We start from the raw sequence: 18,105 nt of genomic DNA, 5'->3' as shown, positions 1-18,105 counted from the left end.
TCACAGAATTGTCGGACGCCCTCGCTAGTCTCGCCCCTCTCATGAGCTGGGGAGGTGCCCGTGCCGCGATTCGGCGTGCTCGGACCGTTGACGATCGAGAGCCCGCACGGGCGGCGTACGACGCCGCGCGGCGATCATCAGCGCACCCTGCTGGCCGTCCTGCTGCTGAACGCGAACTCGTCCGTCCCGGTCGACGCACTGGTCGAGACGCTCTGGCCGGAGACGCCGCCGAAGTCGTACGCCTCGAATCTGCACACCTACGTCTCCCGTCTGCGTGCGCGGATCGAGGGGCTGGAGATCGAGCGGAATCCGCACGGCTACCGGCTGGTGGTCGAGCCCCGCGAACTCGATCTGCTGTCCTTCCGCGAGGCAGCGGCCGCGGGGAAAGCCGCCGCGCGGGCGGGTGATCCGGCGGCGGCGGCCGGGCACTATCGCCGCGCGCTCGCGGAATGGCGCGGGCCGGTCCTGTCCGGACTGCACGTCCCCCGGCTCGACGCGGACGTCGCCCGGCTCGAATCGGAACGGCTCGCCGCCTTCGAAGACTGTGTCGACGCCGAATTGTCCGACGGCAGGCACGGCGAACTCACCGGCGAACTCCAGGCGATGATCACCGAACACCCCCTGCGTGAGCGGCTGGCCGCGCAGCTGATGATCGCGCTGCACCGCGCCGGGCGGCAGGCCGATTCGCTGGCCGTCTACCGCGATCTGCGCGCCACCCTCGTCGAAGAACTCGGCGTGGAACCCGGCGCCGAGGTCCGCCGCGTGCACGCCGCCGTGCTCCGCGGTGAGGATCCGGTGCCCGCCACCAAGGCCGCGCCGGTCTTCCCGATCTGCCAGCTCCCGCCGGACATCGCGGATTTCGCCGGCCGCGAAGGCGAGATCGTGCGACTCTCCGGCCTGCTCGGCGACGGCACCGGCGTCCCGGTCGCGGTGATCACCGGCGAACCCGGTGCCGGCAAGTCCACCCTCGCGGTCAGCACCGCGCACCGGCTGCGCCGGTCCTTTCCGGACGGTCAGCTGTTCGTCCCGCTGGCAGGCGCCTCCAGCCCGCGCGATCTCACCGACGTCCTCGGCGACCTCTTACGGGCGCTGGGTGTCACCGGCCCCGCGATCCCGGACGACGTCGAGGCGCGGGCGGCGGTCTACCGCGGACGCCTCGCCGACCGGCGGGTACTCGTGGTGCTCGACGACGCCGCCGGCCCGGAACAGATCCGCGCGTTGCTGCCGGGAACGCCGGGCTGCGCCGTCCTGATCACCAGCAGGCAACGGCTTTCCGGCCTCGCCGGGGCCGATCGCCTCCACCTCGCGCCGCTGTCCGGCACCGAGGCGATGACCCTGCTGGAGCGGCTGGCCGGGCCGGGCCGGGTGGACGCCGAGCGCGCGGACGCGGAGCGGATCGCCAAGGCCTGCGGCAATCTCCCGCTGGCGCTGCGGATCGCGGGCAGCAGGCTCGCCATGCGGCCGGGACTGCCGCTGGGGAAACTCGCCGCGAAGCTGGAAGACGAGGTCTCCCGCCTCGACGAACTGCGGGTCAGCGATCTTCAGGTCCGCGGCAGCATCGCGTTGAGCTACCGAGCACTGAGTCCGGGCGCGCGGCGCGCGTTCCGGTTGATCGGCCGCTGCCGCACCCTCGACCTTCCGGCCTGGGCGGTGTCGACCCTCATCAACGACACCGCCGACGAAGAAGCGGACGCGGCCGTCGACGAACTCGTCGAAGCCAGCCTGCTCGAAGCCACCGGCCTCGATCCGACGGGCGAACAGCGGTTCCGCGTGCACGACCTCGTTCGCGTGTTCGCCACCGAACTCGGCCGGGAACTGGAGACCCACGCCGAGCGGGTGGCCACCGTGGCGAAGGTGTCGGACGCGGCGCTGTGCCTCGCCGACACGGCGGCCCGCCGTCTGCCGAGGACGGTGCCGATGCCGTTGTCGGATCAGGATCTGCCCGCGCAACCGCTCGCGGGCGAACTGGTCGAGCGGCTGCTGCGCGACCCCGGCGCGTGGTTCTCCGTGGAGCGGGCCAATCTGGTCACCGCCGTCTCGTCGCTGTGCGCCATCGGCTGGCGGCGAAAAGCGTTGCGGATACTGGAAAGGCTGAGCGCGTATCTGTACCTGCACAGCCACTACACCGATATGCGGACGGCGTACGAGACTCTGCGAGACGCCGCCCGAGAGGCGGGTGACAGGCATATCGTGGCCATCGCCGAGGCGAACTTGACGGTGTTGCTGCACGCTCGCGGCGAGTACGAACGCGCCGTCGAGGGTTATCGCGCATGTTCGAAGGAGCTGGCGGCGCTCGGCGACAGTTCCGCGCAGGCGTGGGTCGAGACGAATCTGGCGCACTGCCTCGTCGGTCTCGGCCGGGCGGGGGAATCCCTGCACGCCGCGACCCAGGCCCGCGAACTGTCCACTGTGGAGGAAACGGGACCCGGAGCGTACGCGCGGCACGCGGAGTCCGCCGCGTTGCACCGGCTCGGCAAGGTCACCGAAGCGCTCGAGATCGACCGCAGGATCCTCGCGCACGCCCGCGAACGAGGCGACGAACGCCAGCTCGGCGTTGCCCTGCAAGGACTTTCGTGGTCGCTGATGCTCGACGGGCGTCCGGCGGAAGCACTGGAGACGATCGAGGAGTCGGTCCGGGTACTGCGCCGGACGACGGCGAAATCGGCGCTGGCGAAGTCGTTGCGCACGCAGGGCGCCATCCTCGCGGGTGCCGGTCGGCGGGTCGGCGCGGTGAAGGCCTACGAGAACGCGCGGCGGCTGGCCGGCGCGCTCGAAGAACGGCCGCGGGAGCTTTCCTGCACCCGCGCGATCGCGGCCAGCTGGATCGGCGACGGCCGGGCCGATCGCGCGATTCCCGTGCTGCGCCACTGCCTCGACGAATTCCGGGCGATGGGCGGGAAACCCGCGACCGGCCTCACCCTGCACGTGCTGCGCCGGGCGTACGAGGCCGTCGGGGAGACGAGGGCGGCCGAGGCGGCGGGCGAAGAGGCGAAGCGATTGGAAGTCCCCCACGACGCCAACGCTTCGACCCTCGTCCGGTTGCTGTTGTCGCTCACCGAACCCGCCCCGGCCTGACCGGGGGGTGCCCGACCCCTCAGACGAGCACCACCCGGAAATCACTTCAGCGCGAACCGCGGCTCACGACGGTTCGAGGAGAACCAGGCCAGCACGATGACCAGCGCCCCGTTGGCGGCGGCGTCCCACGCCGACGGCGAGCCGGGTTCGAGCCGCGCGACCGCGAACATGTTGAGCAGGCCCGCGACGGTCAGCATCACGCGGGTGGGCTGCGCTCCGGTGACCACGAGCGCGGCGGTGAGCAGTACCTGCGCGCCGAGGGTGGCGAGCACGACCAGCGGGAGGTTCAGCCTGCTTTCCGCGTCGGCGGCGAGCCCGTGCAGACCGGAACCCATGGCTTTGGTGGCCTCGATCACGTCAGCGGCGAGCCCCGCCAGCCCCTGCGCCGAGACGACCAGGTCCTGGCCGTCCGACAGCAGGCGCGCCCGGTCGACGACCGGGACGAGCACGGTCACCACGGCGAATCCGAGCGCGGTGAGCAGGACACCGGGGCGCACGGAAACCCGCACCCGGTAAACGCGCCCGCTCGCCGCGTCGGGATGGGAAGTCACTGCTGGTCACTCCTTGGCTATCGACATCCGGGATGAGCCGACGACAACCGTCGGGTCACCCCTTCGGGCGATAGTTGCGGAACCCACCACACGGAACGCACACACTTCGGCCAAGTACCGCATTCAGAGGACGAACCGCGAGGGGTCGAGGGCTAGCAGGTACCGGCGGTGGCGCGGAAGACCTGGGTGCGCTCGGCGGAAAGCGGCCGCACGCGGACGGCGGGGTCGGCGGCCGGGAGCCACACCGACTGGCCTCGGCGGAGTTCGACCTGCTCGCCGTCGTCGGCGGTCACCTGGAGACTGCCCGCGGTGCACAGCAGGATCTGCGGGCCGACGTCGTGGACGGCGACCTCGCCGTCGTCCCCGGCCTCCCATTCGATCCGCGAGAGTTCGAATTCGGGCGCGTCGGTGCGATAGACCGACATGCGCGCCTCCTGCTCGCCGCTCTGGACCGGCATCTCACCGCACGCGAAGTCGACGACGCGCAGCAATTCCGGCACGTCGACGTGCTTGGGGGTCAGCCCGCAGCGCAGGATGTTGTCCGAGTTCGCGAGGATCTCGACGGCGGTGCCGTGCAGGTACAGGTGCAGATTTCCGGCAGGCAGGTAGATCGCCTCACCCGCGCTGAGGGTGAGCCGGTTGAGCAGCAGCGCGGCGAGCACGCCCGCGTCCCGCGGATGCGACTCGCCGAGTTCCAGGATGGTCCGGCATTCGACGTCGAACTCGCCGCGTTCCTGCACGTGTTTGACACACGAATCGAGGACTTCGGGCAACAGTTCGTCGAGCGCGGCCTGCGGCAGGGTGATCCAGGTGGTGAACAGCGCGCGCAGCCCGGCCGGATCCGGCTGTGCCTCCAGCAGCACCGCGTACTTCGCCAGACCGGGCGTTTCGATCGCCTTCAGCAGCGAGATCGTGCGCTCCGGGTCACGGAAGCCCGCCAGCGCGTGGAACTCCGTCAGCGCGCAGACGAGTTCCGGTTTCGCCGTCGGGTCCGGGTAGTTGCGGTTCGAGGCGTCGCGCGGGATCCCGGCGGACTCCTCGCGGGCGTAACCCTCCGCCGCCTGCGCGGCCGAGGGGTGTGCCTGCATCGAAAGCGGCTCTTCGGCGGCGAGGATCTTCAACAGGAACGGCAGCCTGCCGCCCCAGCGGTTGGCGCAGCTCGTGCCGAGCTGGCCGACCGGGTCGGCTTCGACGAGCTCCAGCAGGCTCCGCTCGGTGCCGTCCGGGCCGATGACGTGGGACGGGTCGCCGGGGTGGGCGCCCATCCACAGTTCCGCCTCCGGATGCGGCGCCGGCACCGGACGCCCCAGCAGCTCGGGGATCGTCGTTCTCGATCCCCACGCGTAGGGCCGCACGGCATTGCGCAGCAGCTCCACTGTCACCTCAACTCCTCGCCGGGCACGGGTGGTGCCGGCCCTCATTCATTCACGTCGCGCGCGGGGCTCACGCCGTTGCAGGCGTGTACCTCCCGGCGCCGCCGATGCTGCCGACGGCCAGCCCCAGGTAGACCGCGGCCAGCTCGAAACGCAGCGCGAGAACGGCCGCACGCACGATCTCGTCCGTTTCGATCTCTTCGGCCGGGGCGATCACGTCCGCACCGGGCAACAGGTCTTGTGCCTCGAAGCGGGCCGCCTCCGTGGCGGGCCCCGTCCGAACCGAGAGGAGCAACACCCTCGGCGTCAAGCCGACCCCCTCCTCCGGGTCCGCGAAGATATCGCGCTCCACGCCCCCGGACAACGCCGCGCGCCGCAAAGCGGGCCTGGCCAGCGCCTGGCGGTAGTCCTCCACGTCACAGACGAGTGCCGCGTGGGCGGCGAAAGCGTGTGCCGCGTGCTCGCCGACGGCGACCGCGACCGGATCGAGTCCCCAGAGCAGCGGCTGCCGGTCGGCGACGCGCAGCGCCATCGCCTTGGCCGGGTTCGCGAACGACTCCCTGGCCAGGTAGTCCTTCTCGGCTTCCGCGTCGAGGTGGTCGGCGAGCTGCTCCAGATCGGCCACCAGCAGGCCGAGCGCGTTCGCGGTGACCAGCGCGGCGGCGAGCCCGCGCGGGAAGGCCATCTCCGGCGGTACCGGGATCCGGGGCGCCAGCAGCACGCCCTTCCCCGCCACGGAGGCCGCGACCGGGCCTTCGGCGGGCGCGGACAGCACGACTGTCGCGCCGAACCGGGCGGCGCGCTCCAGCGAAGCGGCCAGCTCACGGTCACCGGCGTCGTCGGTGTGCGCGAAGACGACGTCGAGCGCGCCGATCCAGCTGGGCACCACCTCGGCGACGACCACCGGTACCGGGCACGACGGGGTCAGCAGCGCGGCGACCAGCCGGGTCAGCGTCCGGCTGACCCCTGGCCGGTCGAGCAGCACGAGTGAGCGGGGACGCCCGACGTCGAGGCGATCGCTCAGCTCGAGTTCGGCCGCGGCTTCGGCGGTCGCCCTGACCTGGGCACCCGCCATCGCGGCGGCACGGAGCAGTCCCGCGGTGTCGGCCTCGGCCAGCCTCGCGGGATCGTCGAGCAGGGAATCGTCAGGGACCGTCGGCATGTTCGCCATCCGGGTTCGTCGGCTCGGTGGCTTCGTCCAGCAACAATACCGGGATTCCATCACGGACCGGATACACTCGGCCACACTCCGTGCAGGTCAGCGCGTCGGCCTCGGGGTCCGCCGTCGTCCCCGTGCGCAGCGGCGCGTGATCGGGGGACGGGCAGGCCAAGATCTCCAGCAACTGTGCGTCAAGCGTGACGGCCATGGTTACTCCCTACCTGTGGGTCCGTCGTGAATGCCACCTTCGAGACCAAGAGATGTCTCTATGTGTGTTTTCACGACACATTCGTTACCCACGGACTATCGCCAGTACGTCTTCGGTCAGTGCCCGGACGGCTTCGGCGTCGGCGGCTTCGACGTTCAGGCGGAGCAGCGGCTCGGTGTTGGACGGGCGGAGGTTGAACCAGCCGCCGCCGGGCAGCTGGACGGTGAGCCCGTCCAGCTCGTCGATCTCGACGCCGTCACGCGCGCCGAACGCGTCCTTGACCGCGATCATGCGCGCGACCTGGTCGTCCACGGTCGAGTTGATCTCGCCAGAGGCCGCGTAGCGCGAGTACTCCGCCGTCAGCTCGGACAGCGGGCCCGTCTGCTCGCCGAGGGCGGCGAGGACGTGGAGCGCGGCCAGCATGCCGGTGTCGGCGCGCCAGAAGTCACGGAAGTAGTAGTGCGCGGAGTGCTCGCCGCCGAAGATCGCACCGGTCTTGGCCATCTCGGCCTTGATGAACGAGTGCCCGACCCGGGTGCGTACCGGTTTGCCGCCGTGCTCGGCGACGATCTCGGGGACGCCCTTCGACGTGATGAGGTTGTGGATGATGGTGCCGCCCGGCTCCTTCTCCAGCTCACGGATCGCGACCAGCGCGGTGATGGCGCTCGGCGACACCGGCTCGCCGCGCTCGTCCACCACGAAGCAGCGGTCCGCGTCCCCGTCGAAGGCCAGACCGGCGTCGGCGCCCTCTTCGCGCACCTTCGCCTGGAGGTCGACGATGTTCTTCGGGTCGAGCGGGTTGGCCTCGTGGTTCGGGAAGCTGCCGTCGAGCTCGAAGTACATCGGCACGATCTCGATGGGCAGGCCCGCGAAGACGGTCGGCACGGTGTGACCGCCCATGCCGTTGCCCGCGTCGACGACGACCTTCAGCGGACGGCTGCCCGACAGGTCGACGAGCTTGCGCAGATACGCCGCGTAGTCGGCGAGGACGTCCTTCTCGGTCACCGACCCGCGCTGGCCCGCGAAGGCGGGCACGCCCTGCTCGACGGTGTCGCGGATCTCCGCGAGACCGGAGTCCTGGCCGACCGGGGCCGCGCCCGAACGGCACAGCTTGATGCCGTTGTACTTGGCCGGGTTGTGGCTGGCGGTGAACATGGCGCCGGGCAGGTTCAGCGAACCGGACGCGAAGTACAGCTGGTCGGTGCTGGCGAGACCGATCGTGACGACGTCGAGGCCCTGCGAGGTCACGCCGTCGGCGAACGCGGCGGACAGCTCCGGCGAGGAGTCGCGCATGTCGTGGCCGATGACGATCGCGTCCGACTCGGGTTTGATCAACAGGGCGAACGCCGAGCCGAGGTCGCGGACGAGTGCCACGTCCAGTTGTTCACCGACCACGCCGCGAATGTCGTAGGCCTTCACGATGCCCGAAAGGTCTGGCACGCCTGCTCCCCGCCAATAGTCTCGTTACAACGCCCTCTGGCGCCTCGAAAGCCTACCGGCGAGCCCTTGCGTCAGGCGCGGCCGGGCAGGACGCGCAGGTGGCCGCGCCTGCCCGAGGGTCCCTCGGGTTCGGGCGCCGGCGCGGGCTTGTCCGAACGGCCCGCTTCGCGGACGGCCTCGGCCAGGGCGGTCAGCTCGTCGGCGGACGGGTCCGGGGCGGCGAAGGCCCCCTCGTGCCGGACGACTTCCCAGCCCTTGGGCACGGTGAGCCGGAGGGCGTGGGCTTCGCAGAGGTCATAGGAGTGCGGCTCGCTCGCGGTGGCCAGAGGGCCCACCACGGCCGTCGAATCGCTGTAGGCATACGTGAGCGTGGCGACAGCGGGCTCGAGGCAACCCGTTCGCGAACACTTTCGTACGCTCCGCACGATCGAGAACGATAGCGCGTCGCGAGCCCGGCGTACCGGCGACACGCGCTTCGACTCGCCGAGCGCGTACCCTTCGGTTCGTGGCGACGGCTCGTGATTCCCGACAGCGACGGCGGATGCGCCGGGACCGGCACGGCCGGGGCCTGCGTGGTGCGCTCTATCCGTCGACCCTTCCCGCCGCCGCTAGCAGGGCGGAAAGGTTCGACGCACTGGTTCTGGACGCGCTCGAACCGATCGAGGCGCGGTGGCGGCACGAGCTGACGAAGCTCGACGTCGCCGTCGACGACGTCCCCGAAGTTCGCTCGGATGGCGCACCGAGCGGAGTGGACGGCGTGTTGCACGATGGCGCCGTCCCGCTCTCGCGGCTCGTCCCCGCCGGCGTCGACCGCGCCGGGCTGCCGACGCGCGCCCGCATCGTCCTCTACCGCCGCCCCCTCGAAGCGCGCGCGAAGGACCCGGGCGAACTCGCGGAACTCGTGCACGACGTCCTCGTGGAACAGGTCGCGGGCTACCTCGGCGTCGAACCCGACGTCATCGAAGGCGAATAACCCTCACCTTCCCCACCCACCCCGACCCAGCCCCCGCCCTTCCCCGGGGGGCGTCCCCAGCCCAGCGTACCGCGAGGGACCGACTTGACCTGGGAAAACGGGACTGAAGCGCGGAGTTGTCCACAACCGGGGCACGCTGTGGACAACTCGGTTCTGGTGCGAGGAAAGGTCCTTTCCTCGCAAATTTTGCCAGGAAAGGACCTTTCATAGCGCGCTTCGAGGAGACGACGCAGCGATGTCGCAAGGGCCTCCTTTGAGACGTTGAACGTCTCAAAGGAGGCCCTTGCGACATCCGCAGGAGCCACAAGCGCTCAAGAAAGCGGCCGCCGCGTAGGCACAGCGGTCAGCAGCGTGAACAGCACCGCCGCGATCTGCGCCAGCAGCAACAGGTTCCGCGTGGTCCCCTGGTGCTCCACCACCACCTCCGAAGGCGCGGGAGGCACCGAGACGGCGACCTGGTGGCCCCAAGCCCGCACGATCGGCACGGCCTTGCCGTCCACGGTCGCCTGCCAGCCCGCCTCGAACTCCGCGGCCAGCACGAGCAGCCGCCCGGTCGGCCCCTCCGAGACACGCACCCGCACGTCCGGCAGCCCGGCCTGCACCGGCGCCACCCCGGGCGACGCGCCCGGCGCGCCCTTCCCGGTCACCGCCGCCTGCGCCAGTTCCGGGGAGATCAACGCCACCTGACCACCGGCGGGCAGCAGCCGGAGCACCGCCCGCCCGTCGGAGGCAGGCGCGACCGGCGCGACCAGGTCCCGCGCGAGCCCGACGAAGGCCGAGCCGTCCACCCCGCTGGGCAGCACGACGTACTGCACCCCGGAAGCCGCGGCCGCCGCGAAGGCCTGTTTGACCGCGTCCGGTGAGCCCTGCAGCAGGTCCCGGCGCCACGAGGCCAGCCTGTCGGCGCTGCCTGGTGTCGGCGCGAGTTCGTCGTCGCCGTAAAGCGGCAACCGCCCGCCGGTCTGCCGGACCAGGTCCGGAGACGAGCCCACCACCAGTACCGAACGTCCGCTCGAAGCCAGTTCCGCCGAAATCTCCGGGGCCAGAGAAGGACGGTCACCCGACCGCAAAGGCCCTTCCCGTCCGGCGACGACGGCACCGGTCGCCAGCGCCAGCAGCACGAGCACGCCGGCCACAGCGGTGACCTTCGCCAGCCACGGCGCCGGTTCGACGACGGCCGCGCCACGCTGCCAGGTCGCCAGCACCGTCCACAGCAGCCCCGCGCCGATCACCAGCAGCGGCACCCCGGCGTATCCGGTCGCGTGCGCGCCGCCCGACATCGGCGTCACCGCCACGAACCGCACGGCCACGAGCCCGAGCACCCCCAGTACGACGACCGCGACGCCGCCGCCCGCACCCCTCGACGGCCGGACCACCAGCGCGACGATCGCGGCCGCGACCAGCACCACCCCGATCGGCCAGGCGCCGGGACCACCAGGGTCCAGCCCGGCGAGATCGGCGCCGGACGCGGCCGTCGCCCCGCCGCCGAGCCCGTGCAGCAGCAGTTCCGGATGCCGCAGCAGCACACTCGGCCACGGCAGCAGCAGCGCCAGCGGCAGGAAGACCACGATGCCGACCGACGCGATCCGTCGCGCGAGCCCGCTCGGCGAAGGCAGCACCACGAACCCGACCACCAGCCCGACCAGCGCCAGCGCGTGCGCCAGCGGCGAGAAGGCGCCGATCAGCGCCAGCCCGATCGCGCTCAGCGCGGAGACGTGCAGCCACCGCGAGTCCGCGCGGACCAGCAACCCCACGACGCCGGCGATCACCAGCGGCAGCAACAGGTGCACGACGACGACGTCGAGCCGTCCCTGCGCGACCGAGGCCGTGGCGGCGGGAAGCACGCCGTACGCCGCCGCGACGACGGCACGCACCCAGCGACGCACGCGAAGGTGCCGAGTAGCGGCGTACGCGCTCAGGGCGGCGAGCGGGATGTCACCGATCAGCAGGATCGCGACCAGCGCAGCGGGACCCCCGATCGGCGTGAAGAGCGCGCCGAGGACGCCCAGCACCGGCAGCGTCGCGGGTGCGGGACTCGCCGTCCCGCCCGCGATCGCGTGCCACGGCGCGAGATACGACGACCAGATCTCGCCGAGCCCGCCGACCGGCAGCAGTTTCCCGCCGGAGAGGTCGAGCCCGAGCCGCGAACCGTTGACCACGAACGCGAGCGCCGTCAGCAGGACGAGCATCACCACCGGCGGGGCGAACACGGTCGCGCCGAGCACCCGTTTCCGGTCGACCTCCACGAACACCAGTTCCGGCTCCGGCGCCCGCCCGCCGTCACGCGGTACCGGCGACGGTTTCGGCCTGCCCTCGCCGCGCGGCTCGGCTGCCTGCTCGGGCACCGCGACCGCGACCACCCCGCTCGGCCGCCGCAGACCGGTCCCCCGCGAGCCGACACCGCGCATCGCGCCGGCGGGCAGCGCGCCGGGGCCGACCGGCCGCTCTTGCCCGGCCTTCAACGCTTCCGGTGGAATCCAGGCGCCTTGCTGATCCGCGGTCTCCGGCACGGTCCCGAGCGCGTAATCCCGTTCGACGCCGCGCCGGACGAGACCGACGACACCGGCGCGGACCGCGTTGCGCACCCGCGTCATCCGCCCGGTGAAGAGGCCGCGGACATCGCCGGGTTTGCCGTCCTTCCGGCGTTCGCCGCGGGCCGCGCGCAATCCGCCGCGGCCGCGCAGCAGGTACCGGATCGCCGCGAGTTCCGCGCTCGCCTCGCCGGTGCGGCGCAGCAGCAGGAACGCGAGCGCGCGCAGCACCGCGAAGAACGGGATTCGAAACAAGCCGAACCAAAACGACAACGGGGAGCAGTTGACGAGGAACACCCGGAGTCCGTGCGCGCGGTTGGCGGCGGCGAGCGAAATCCCGAGCGCGTGCGGTTCCCGCTGTCCGGTGCTGAGCGCACGGGCGTGCCGAAGCCGGGCCGACGGCACCGAAAGCACGCGGCCGCCCGCGGCGTTGGCGCGCCAGCCGAAGTCGAGATCCTCGCGCAGCAAAGGAAATCCGGGGTCATATCCGCCGAGGTCGTGCCAACTCTCCCGCCGTACCAGCGATCCCGCGCTCGGCACGGCGAGCACCGCCGCGGCGGTCTCCTCGGGCGAGATCTGCTGCCGGTGGCCGATGGCGTCGGTCGACAGCCCGGCTTCGACGATCAGCCGCGGGTCGCTCCAGTCCACCGCGAGCGGACCGAGCACCGTCGCGGAAGGCTCGTTTTCGGCCGCCGCCAACAGGTTTTCGAGACAGTCGGGTTCCGGTGCGCAATCGTCGTGCAGCAGCCAGACCCAGCCGCCGGGATCACCCCAGCGTTCGACGGCGTACTCGACGGCCTCGCCGACAGCGGCACCGAAGCCCACATCACTCGATAGCGTGAGAATTCCGTCGAGGACCGGCGCTTCTCCGGCGACACCTTCGGCCGCCGCCGCATCGGTCAGGATCCGCGCGGTCCGGTCAGTGGAACCGGTGTCGACGGCGAGCACGTGCCGGGGCCGGACGCCACTGCGCCGCAACGCGGAAAGCGCCAGTGGCAACCAGTTCTCGCCGTTGTGACAGACCACAATGGCCAGAACGGGGACCGTGCGCAGTGCGGGTGACGCGGCAGTGCGGGACAACGGGCACTCCAGTCGTGGCGGCGAAGTCGAGTGCCGCCACCCTACGACGCGACCCTGTCACCCGTTGGTGGCCCCACACTGTGGAATCAAGACCGTGTGGAATCAAGACCGGTGGAAGCGGGCAGGAAGCGATCTCCGGCGCACGGGGTGCCGGAGATCGCCGTCACACAGCTCGTTTCTTCAGTTTCCGACGCTCGCGTTCGGAGAGCCCGCCCCAAATACCGAACCGCTCGTCATGCGCGAGGGCGTACTCGAGGCACTCGTCCTTGACCTCGCAACCGAGGCAGATCCGCTTGGCTTCGCGGGTGGAGCCGCCCTTCTCCGGGAAGAACGCCTCCGGGTCCGTCTGCGCGCAGAGGGCCCGTTCCTGCCAGTCCTGCTCTTCCGCGGAGGCATCGTCGAAAAGCTCGGTGAGATCGCCCAGTTGCTGCTCCGGGACCTCACCCCAACCCACGACTTGCCCCCATTCCCTTCCATCTGCTTCCAACCGCACGTCCGCCTCCTCGCTGTCCACGCACTCCCCAGGCTGGCGGTGTTGAAACACCATCCGCCGCCCCCTTCCAGCGACGAATGACATCACTGTGATTACACCCGTGTAGTGCGGTCAGGTCAAGCGGAGTAGCGAGTTCGGGGGATACTTCGGCGCGGCCGCGCAAGGGGACACGCCGAGAACTTCACATCGGGCATACGGAAGACTGGTGGGGTGCAGAGATCAGCAGTGCGGCCAAGCCCGATCTTCCTCGGCATCCTCGCGGTCACCGTCCTGGGCGGTGTACTGGCGGCTTTCGGTGACACGACCACGATTTCCACTCGGCACTACGACCCGCTGATCATCACCGGCGTGGTCCTGCTCGTGGCGGGCGGCTGGGTCGCGTCACTGTCGCTGCACGAGTTCGGGCACGCGATCGTGGCGTTCCGCGGCGGCGATCACAGCGTCGCCCACAAGGGTTACCTCTCCATGGACGTCCGGAAATACACGGATCCGGTGCTGTCCATCGTCCTGCCGTTGGTATTCCTCATCATCGGCGGCATCCCGCTGCCGGGTGGCGCGGTCTGGATCGAACACGGACGGCTGCGCTCACGCGGGGTCCAGTCCTGGGTCTCCCTCGCCGGTCCGCTCAGCAACCTCGCCGTCGGCGTGCTGCTGACCCTCGTCGTCGCGCTCGTGCCGATGGCGACCGGGCTCGTGATCGGACTCTCGTTCCTGGCGCTGCTTCAGATCGTCACGTTCATCCTGAACATCTTGCCGATTCCCGGCCTCGACGGCTGGGGCGCGATCGAGCCCTATCTCTCGCCCGGCGCGCGTGAGTTCGGTGCCAAGGCCCGGCCGTGGGCGCCGCTCGCGTTGTTCGCCGTGCTGTTCGCCGTCCCCGGAGCCAGCGGGGTGCTCTGGGATGTCTCTTACGCGCTCTTCGACACTGTCGGCGGCTTCTCGCTCGCGGCTCAATACGGGCAGGACGCCTTCATGTTCTGGAGGTGAACGTCACTCGCCTTCGGGATGCTCGGTGAACCACGTGTGCGCCCGCTTCCAGACGCGTTTCAGTCCGGAGCGCTCGCCGAGGTAGTCGCCCGCCATACCGACCACCGGCAGCTTGCCGAGCACCCGGTGGATGAAGCGGCCACGCGGCCGCTTCTCCAGTTCGTCGACGATGCCCAGCAGTCCCCGGCCAAGGCGCCACAGCGTGCCCGCGGCAGCCTTGAAGGTGACTTTGCCGTGCTTCTTCTTGGCATCCTCGAGTTCTTCGGTGAGCTTCGCCGCTTCGTCGTCTTCGGCGGTCTTGTCGTGGTCGGCGTGCTTACCCGCCGCGATCACCGGATCGATGTCGCGTTCGAAGAGCACCCACGCGATCAGCCGGACCCGGGCGCCGACGTCGGTCACGCCGTACTCCCCCGCGATCGCGCACAGCAGGATCCCTTGGGACGCCGAGCCGAGCGCGTCCTGCACCGGCAGCCGGTCGGCGAGCGCGCCGCCCAGCCCGGGGATGGCGGTGATCAGCGCGGTGACCCGGCCGACCCGGTTCACCCACCAATGGGTCCGCTGGTAGTTCGACATCTCCGCCCAGGCCGCGGTGCCGGGCACCTTGACCGACGTGATCCCGTCGAGGAGTTTGTCCTTCAGCTTGGGCTCGACGCCTTCCAGCGCGTCCTCACGACGGCCCCTGGCCTGCAGGCCGAACGGATCCGCGACCCGCAACGCGTCGACCATCGGACCGCAGGCGCGGACGAACGGCCGCAGCACCGCCACGACCTGGCGATCCGAAATCGCTTCACCCATCGTTACCTCCCTTGCCCGCCTTCGCCACCGTGCCAAGACCTCCGCCCAGCGCCAGCGCGCCCGGCAGCGCGCCGCCGCCGATCAGCAGCAGCGCCCGCCAGTCCTGTACCAGCACCAGATCACCTCCCGGGCCCGTCACGCCCATCCCGAGTACGACTAGTACCCAGACGAGCAGCGGAATCACCGAAAAGGACGGGCGGATCACTTTCGCGGTCGTCATGACGAGCAAGGGAGTGGTGAGCACGGCGAGCACCACGGTCAGCGGAATCGGCGCGTCCCCGAGTTTCGGGAGCACGATGCCGTCGAGCCGCAGCGGCAGGAAGAACAACTCGAGCAGCCCCAGCAGGAACGCGTCGAAGGACAGCAGGACCAGCAGTCCACGCTGACGCGGCGTGAGCGGCTGGGGCGTGACCGTCACTTCGCGAGTCCTCCGAACAGATCGGCAGCGGCACCCTCGGCCGGGCCGTGAACGAGCACGAAGTACTCGTCCGGTGTGATCGGCTGGGCGACGTCGTTGCTCAGCGCGAAGTGGTCTTCGGCGGCGGGCACGCTGACCTGGGTCTCGTGCGCCCGCAGCGCGGCGGCCTTCGCCGGGAGGTGCGCGCGGACGTCGAGGACGGTCGTGATCGTCTCGTCCGGCGTCACCGGCAGTTCGCCGTCTTGGGGCACCTGGAACGGCGAGTGCCCGCGCAACGCGGCGAGCCCGGCCGCGACCGCGTCACGCGAAGAAACCGTATGGAACACCCGCTCGACCGACGCGGCCTTCGGCGCGGCGGCCATCGTGATCTCGTGCGCGCGAATGTGGTCGGGGTGCCCATAACCCCCGAAAGCGTCATAAGTGACCACGACCTGCGGACGGACCTCGTCGAGGATCTCGGCGAGCTGAGCCACCTGCTCCTCGACGTCGCCGCCGGAGAAGGCGCGCGGATGGGCCGCGGACGGTGTGCCGGCCATCCCGGAGTCGCGCCAGCGGCCGATGCCGCCGAGATAGCGATGCCGGGAGACGCCGAGCGCGGCGCACGCCGACGCCAGTTCGCCCGCGCGATACCCGCCGAGCTGGTCGGAAGCCCACGAACCGAGCCCGCCGAGAGACGGCGGGATGATCTCGCCTTCCTCACCGAGAGTGCACGTGACCACGGTCACGTCGGCTCCTTCGGCCGCGTAACGGGCGATGGCGCCGCCGGTGGTGATGCTTTCGTCGTCCGGATGGGCGTGCACCAGTAGCAATTTGGCCTGAGCGGAGATCACGGCTTGAAGACTAATTCGAACACGGCGGGCATTCCTTTATAGGGTGTCGGGAACGGAAGCCACGAGCACCGACCTTAGTCGGGCGACTCTCGGTTATCCTCGCGCACGTCCGAGGCACTCTTTACCGCCGAGGACGCGTTGACACCGTCATGGCCGATGCGCCGTGACCATATGTACCCCCACGAAGGGCATCTTGGTGAGCACTGAAGCAGCATCGTCGGACCTCGGCGGCGTGTCGGGTTCGGTTCTGTCCATCTCCGACCTGAGCGTCTCGTTCCCGACCGACGAAGGCGTTGTCGACGCCGTCAAGGGCATCGGATTCGACGTCAAACCGGGTGAGATCGTCGCGGTGGTCGGCGAGTCCGGTTCCGGCAAGTCCGTGACCTCGATGTCGGTGCTCGGGTTGCTCCCGAAGACGAGCCGGATCGCGGGCGAGCTTCGCCTCGGCGACCGCAACCTGGCCGATCTCAAGGAGAAGGACCTCCAGAAGATCCGCGGGAACCAGATCGCGATGATCTTCCAGGAGCCGATGACCGCGCTCAACCCGGTCTACACCGTCGGCTGGCAGCTGCGTGAGGCGCTCCGCTCGCACCAGGACATCTCGAAGGAAGCCGCCGACAAGCGCGCCATCGAGCTGCTGGAGATGGTCGGCATCCCGAACCCGCCGCTGCGCTTCAAGCAGTACCCGCACCAGCTCTCCGGTGGTCTGCGTCAGCGCGTCGTCATCGCGATGGCGATCTCGTGCGACCCGAAGGTGATCATCGCCGACGAGCCGACCACGGCGCTCGACGTCACCGTGCAGGCGGAGATCCTCGGCCTGCTGCGCAAGCTGCGTGACACCCTCAACACCGCGATCGTGCTGATCACGCACGACATGGGCGTCGTCGCCGACCTCGCCGACCGCGTGGTCGTGATGTACCAGGGCAACATCGTCGAGCAGGCGCCGGTGCGCGACCTGTTCGCGTCGCCGCAGGTGGAGTACACCCGCAAGCTGCTCGCCGCGGTGCCGGTGCTGGGCCAGCGCCCCGAAGGACGCCGTCTGCTCGACGACTCCGGCATCGACGCCGACAGCGACGAGGCTTCGAAGATCGCCGAGGACATCCGCCTCAAGGACACCGAACTCGAAGCCGTGATCGAAGCGGACGCACCCGCGCTCGAGATCAAGAACCTCGTGCTGGAGTACCCCGGCCGCCGCGGCCAGGCGAAGAACCGCGCGGTGGACGACGTCTCGCTGAGCATCGCCAAGGGCGAGATCGTCGGCCTGGTCGGTGAATCCGGTTCCGGCAAGTCGACCGTCGGCCGCTGCGCGATCCGCCTGCTGACCCCGACCGAGGGTTCCGTGTCGATCGCGGGCAAGGACATCACGAACATGTCCAACAAGGAACTGCGCCCGCTGCGCCGCTACTTCTCCATCGTGTTCCAGGACCCGGCGTCCACCCTCGACCCGAAGATGACCATCGGCGAGTCGATCGCCGAGCCGATGGTGCTGCACAAGTTCCTGCAGGGCAAGGCGCTGAACGAGCGCGTGACGTCCCTTTTGGACAAGGTCGAGCTCGGCGGCCACTACCGCAACCGGTACCCGCACGAGCTGTCCGGCGGCCAGCGCCAGCGCGTCGCCATCGCGCGGGCGCTCTCGCTCGACCCGGCGCTGCTGATCGCGGACGAGCCGACCTCGGCGCTGGACGTTTCGGTGCAGGCACGCGTGCTGGACCTGTTCCTGGACCTGCAGCGCTCGCTGCAGTTCGCCTGCCTGTTCATCAGCCACGACCTCGCCGTCGTCGACCTGCTGGCCGACCGCGTCGCGGTCATGCAGCACGGCAAGCTGGTCGAGGTCGGCACGCGTGACCAGGTGCTGCACTCGCCGCGCGAGGACTACACCCGCCGTCTGCTCTCGGCCGCTCCGGTCGCGGACCCGGTGCTACAGGCCGAGCGCCGCGCGGCCTGGCAGGCGGGCAAGCTCGCCCCGGTGGCCGACTAGCCTCTGGAAGTACGTGAAGGCCCCCTTCACTGCGTCTGACGCAGTGAAGGGGGCCTTCACGTACTTGGAGGCGAGGGAGCGAAACGCGTGCGGCGGATTCGGCTAATTTGCCCGATTCCGCAAGGGGGTCGTGAGTGTTAAGTCGGGTTCTAACCCTACTTGCCACTCACGACCCTGACGCGAACCGCACATACCGGCATCAATCGGACATCAG

15 protein-coding genes are annotated in these 18,105 nt (G+C 70.2%); 4 read left to right on the top strand and 11 right to left on the bottom strand.

Annotated elements, in window-relative coordinates; genetic code table 11:
- Nucleotides 1-60 precede the first annotated feature (60 nt).
- Complete coding sequence (locus ACZ5ZX_RS21715) at nt 61-3,075, top strand: AfsR/SARP family transcriptional regulator (protein ID WP_465503791.1); 3,015 nt, start codon at nt 61-63, stop codon at nt 3,073-3,075.
- 41 nt (nt 3,076-3,116) lie between these two features.
- On the opposite strand, the gene ACZ5ZX_RS21710 is transcribed toward ACZ5ZX_RS21715, so the two are convergent.
- The 6 genes from ACZ5ZX_RS21710 to ACZ5ZX_RS21685 all read right to left on the bottom strand — a co-directional run bounded on the left by ACZ5ZX_RS21710 (nt 3,117) and on the right by ACZ5ZX_RS21685 (nt 8,231).
- On the bottom strand, nt 3,117-3,626 hold the full coding sequence (locus ACZ5ZX_RS21710) for a hypothetical protein (protein WP_465503790.1): 510 nt from the start codon (nt 3,624-3,626) through the stop codon (nt 3,117-3,119).
- Nucleotides 3,627-3,778: 152 nt separating this feature from the next.
- Nucleotides 3,779-5,002 carry a mannose-6-phosphate isomerase, class I gene (gene manA, locus ACZ5ZX_RS21705; protein WP_465503940.1) on the bottom strand — a complete coding sequence of 408 codons (1,224 nt, stop codon included), beginning with the start codon at nt 5,000-5,002 and terminating at the stop codon, nt 3,779-3,781.
- A 67-nt stretch (nt 5,003-5,069) separates the two neighbouring features.
- The gene (locus ACZ5ZX_RS21700; protein ID WP_465503789.1) at nt 5,070-6,161 is read right to left on the bottom strand and encodes a hypothetical protein; all 1,092 of its coding nucleotides are present in this window, start codon (nt 6,159-6,161) and stop codon (nt 5,070-5,072) included.
- Entirely contained in the window at nt 6,145-6,366 is a 222-nt protein-coding gene (locus tag ACZ5ZX_RS21695; RefSeq protein WP_465503788.1) for a Trm112 family protein, read from the bottom strand. Before ACZ5ZX_RS21695 ends, ACZ5ZX_RS21700 begins: the two co-directional genes overlap by 17 nt.
- Before the next feature lie 84 nt (nt 6,367-6,450).
- Entirely contained in the window at nt 6,451-7,806 is a 1,356-nt protein-coding gene (locus ACZ5ZX_RS21690; RefSeq protein ID WP_465503787.1) for a phosphomannomutase/phosphoglucomutase, read from the bottom strand.
- Between the two features lie 71 nt (nt 7,807-7,877).
- Nucleotides 7,878-8,231 (bottom strand): DUF3499 domain-containing protein, encoded by a 354-nt coding sequence (locus tag ACZ5ZX_RS21685; RefSeq protein ID WP_033261311.1) that lies wholly within the window; start codon nt 8,229-8,231, stop codon nt 7,878-7,880.
- Between the two features lie 116 nt (nt 8,232-8,347).
- Here ACZ5ZX_RS21685 and ACZ5ZX_RS21680 point away from each other — a divergent pair, with 116 nt between their 5' ends.
- Nucleotides 8,348-8,779, top strand: a complete 432-nt coding sequence (locus ACZ5ZX_RS21680) for a metallopeptidase family protein (RefSeq protein WP_037306554.1) — start codon at nt 8,348-8,350, stop codon at nt 8,777-8,779.
- Between the two features lie 311 nt (nt 8,780-9,090).
- Here ACZ5ZX_RS21680 and ACZ5ZX_RS21675 read toward each other — a convergent pair whose 3' ends face one another.
- Together ACZ5ZX_RS21675 and ACZ5ZX_RS21670 are read right to left on the bottom strand one after the other, a co-directional pair.
- Entirely contained in the window at nt 9,091-12,390 is a 3,300-nt protein-coding gene (locus ACZ5ZX_RS21675) for a glycosyltransferase (RefSeq protein WP_465503786.1), read from the bottom strand.
- A 163-nt stretch (nt 12,391-12,553) separates the two neighbouring features.
- The gene (locus ACZ5ZX_RS21670) at nt 12,554-12,937 is read right to left on the bottom strand and encodes a WhiB family transcriptional regulator (protein WP_007028952.1); all 384 of its coding nucleotides are present in this window, start codon (nt 12,935-12,937) and stop codon (nt 12,554-12,556) included.
- Nucleotides 12,938-13,108: 171 nt separating this feature from the next.
- Here ACZ5ZX_RS21670 and ACZ5ZX_RS21665 point away from each other — a divergent pair, with 171 nt between their 5' ends.
- On the top strand, nt 13,109-13,870 hold the full coding sequence (locus ACZ5ZX_RS21665; RefSeq protein WP_465503939.1) for a site-2 protease family protein: 762 nt from the start codon (nt 13,109-13,111) through the stop codon (nt 13,868-13,870).
- Between the two features lie 3 nt (nt 13,871-13,873).
- On the opposite strand, the gene ACZ5ZX_RS21660 is transcribed toward ACZ5ZX_RS21665, so the two are convergent.
- The 3 genes from ACZ5ZX_RS21660 to mshB are packed head-to-tail and all read right to left on the bottom strand — an operon-like array spanning nt 13,874 to nt 15,913.
- Nucleotides 13,874-14,665: a hypothetical protein gene (locus tag ACZ5ZX_RS21660; protein WP_465503785.1), complete on the bottom strand. Its 792-nt coding sequence runs from the start codon at nt 14,663-14,665 to the stop codon at nt 13,874-13,876.
- The gene (locus tag ACZ5ZX_RS21655; RefSeq protein WP_465503784.1) at nt 14,658-15,083 is read right to left on the bottom strand and encodes a hypothetical protein; all 426 of its coding nucleotides are present in this window, start codon (nt 15,081-15,083) and stop codon (nt 14,658-14,660) included. Before ACZ5ZX_RS21655 ends, ACZ5ZX_RS21660 begins: the two co-directional genes overlap by 8 nt.
- Complete coding sequence (gene mshB, locus ACZ5ZX_RS21650; protein WP_465503783.1) at nt 15,080-15,913, bottom strand: N-acetyl-1-D-myo-inositol-2-amino-2-deoxy-alpha-D-glucopyranoside deacetylase; 834 nt, start codon at nt 15,911-15,913, stop codon at nt 15,080-15,082. Before mshB ends, ACZ5ZX_RS21655 begins: the two co-directional genes overlap by 4 nt.
- Nucleotides 15,914-16,109: 196 nt before the next feature.
- On the opposite strand from mshB, the gene ACZ5ZX_RS21645 reads away from it, so the two are divergent.
- A complete protein-coding gene (locus tag ACZ5ZX_RS21645) occupies nt 16,110-17,891 on the top strand; it encodes an ABC transporter ATP-binding protein (RefSeq protein ID WP_465503782.1) in 1,782 nt (593 codons plus the stop codon).
- Nucleotides 17,892-18,105: the final 214 nt, after the last annotated feature.

The organism is Amycolatopsis sp. NPDC033938 (assembly GCF_055575975.1).
The sequence above is the reverse complement of the archived record's forward strand: the minus strand, read 5'-3'. Positions and strand labels throughout refer to the sequence as shown.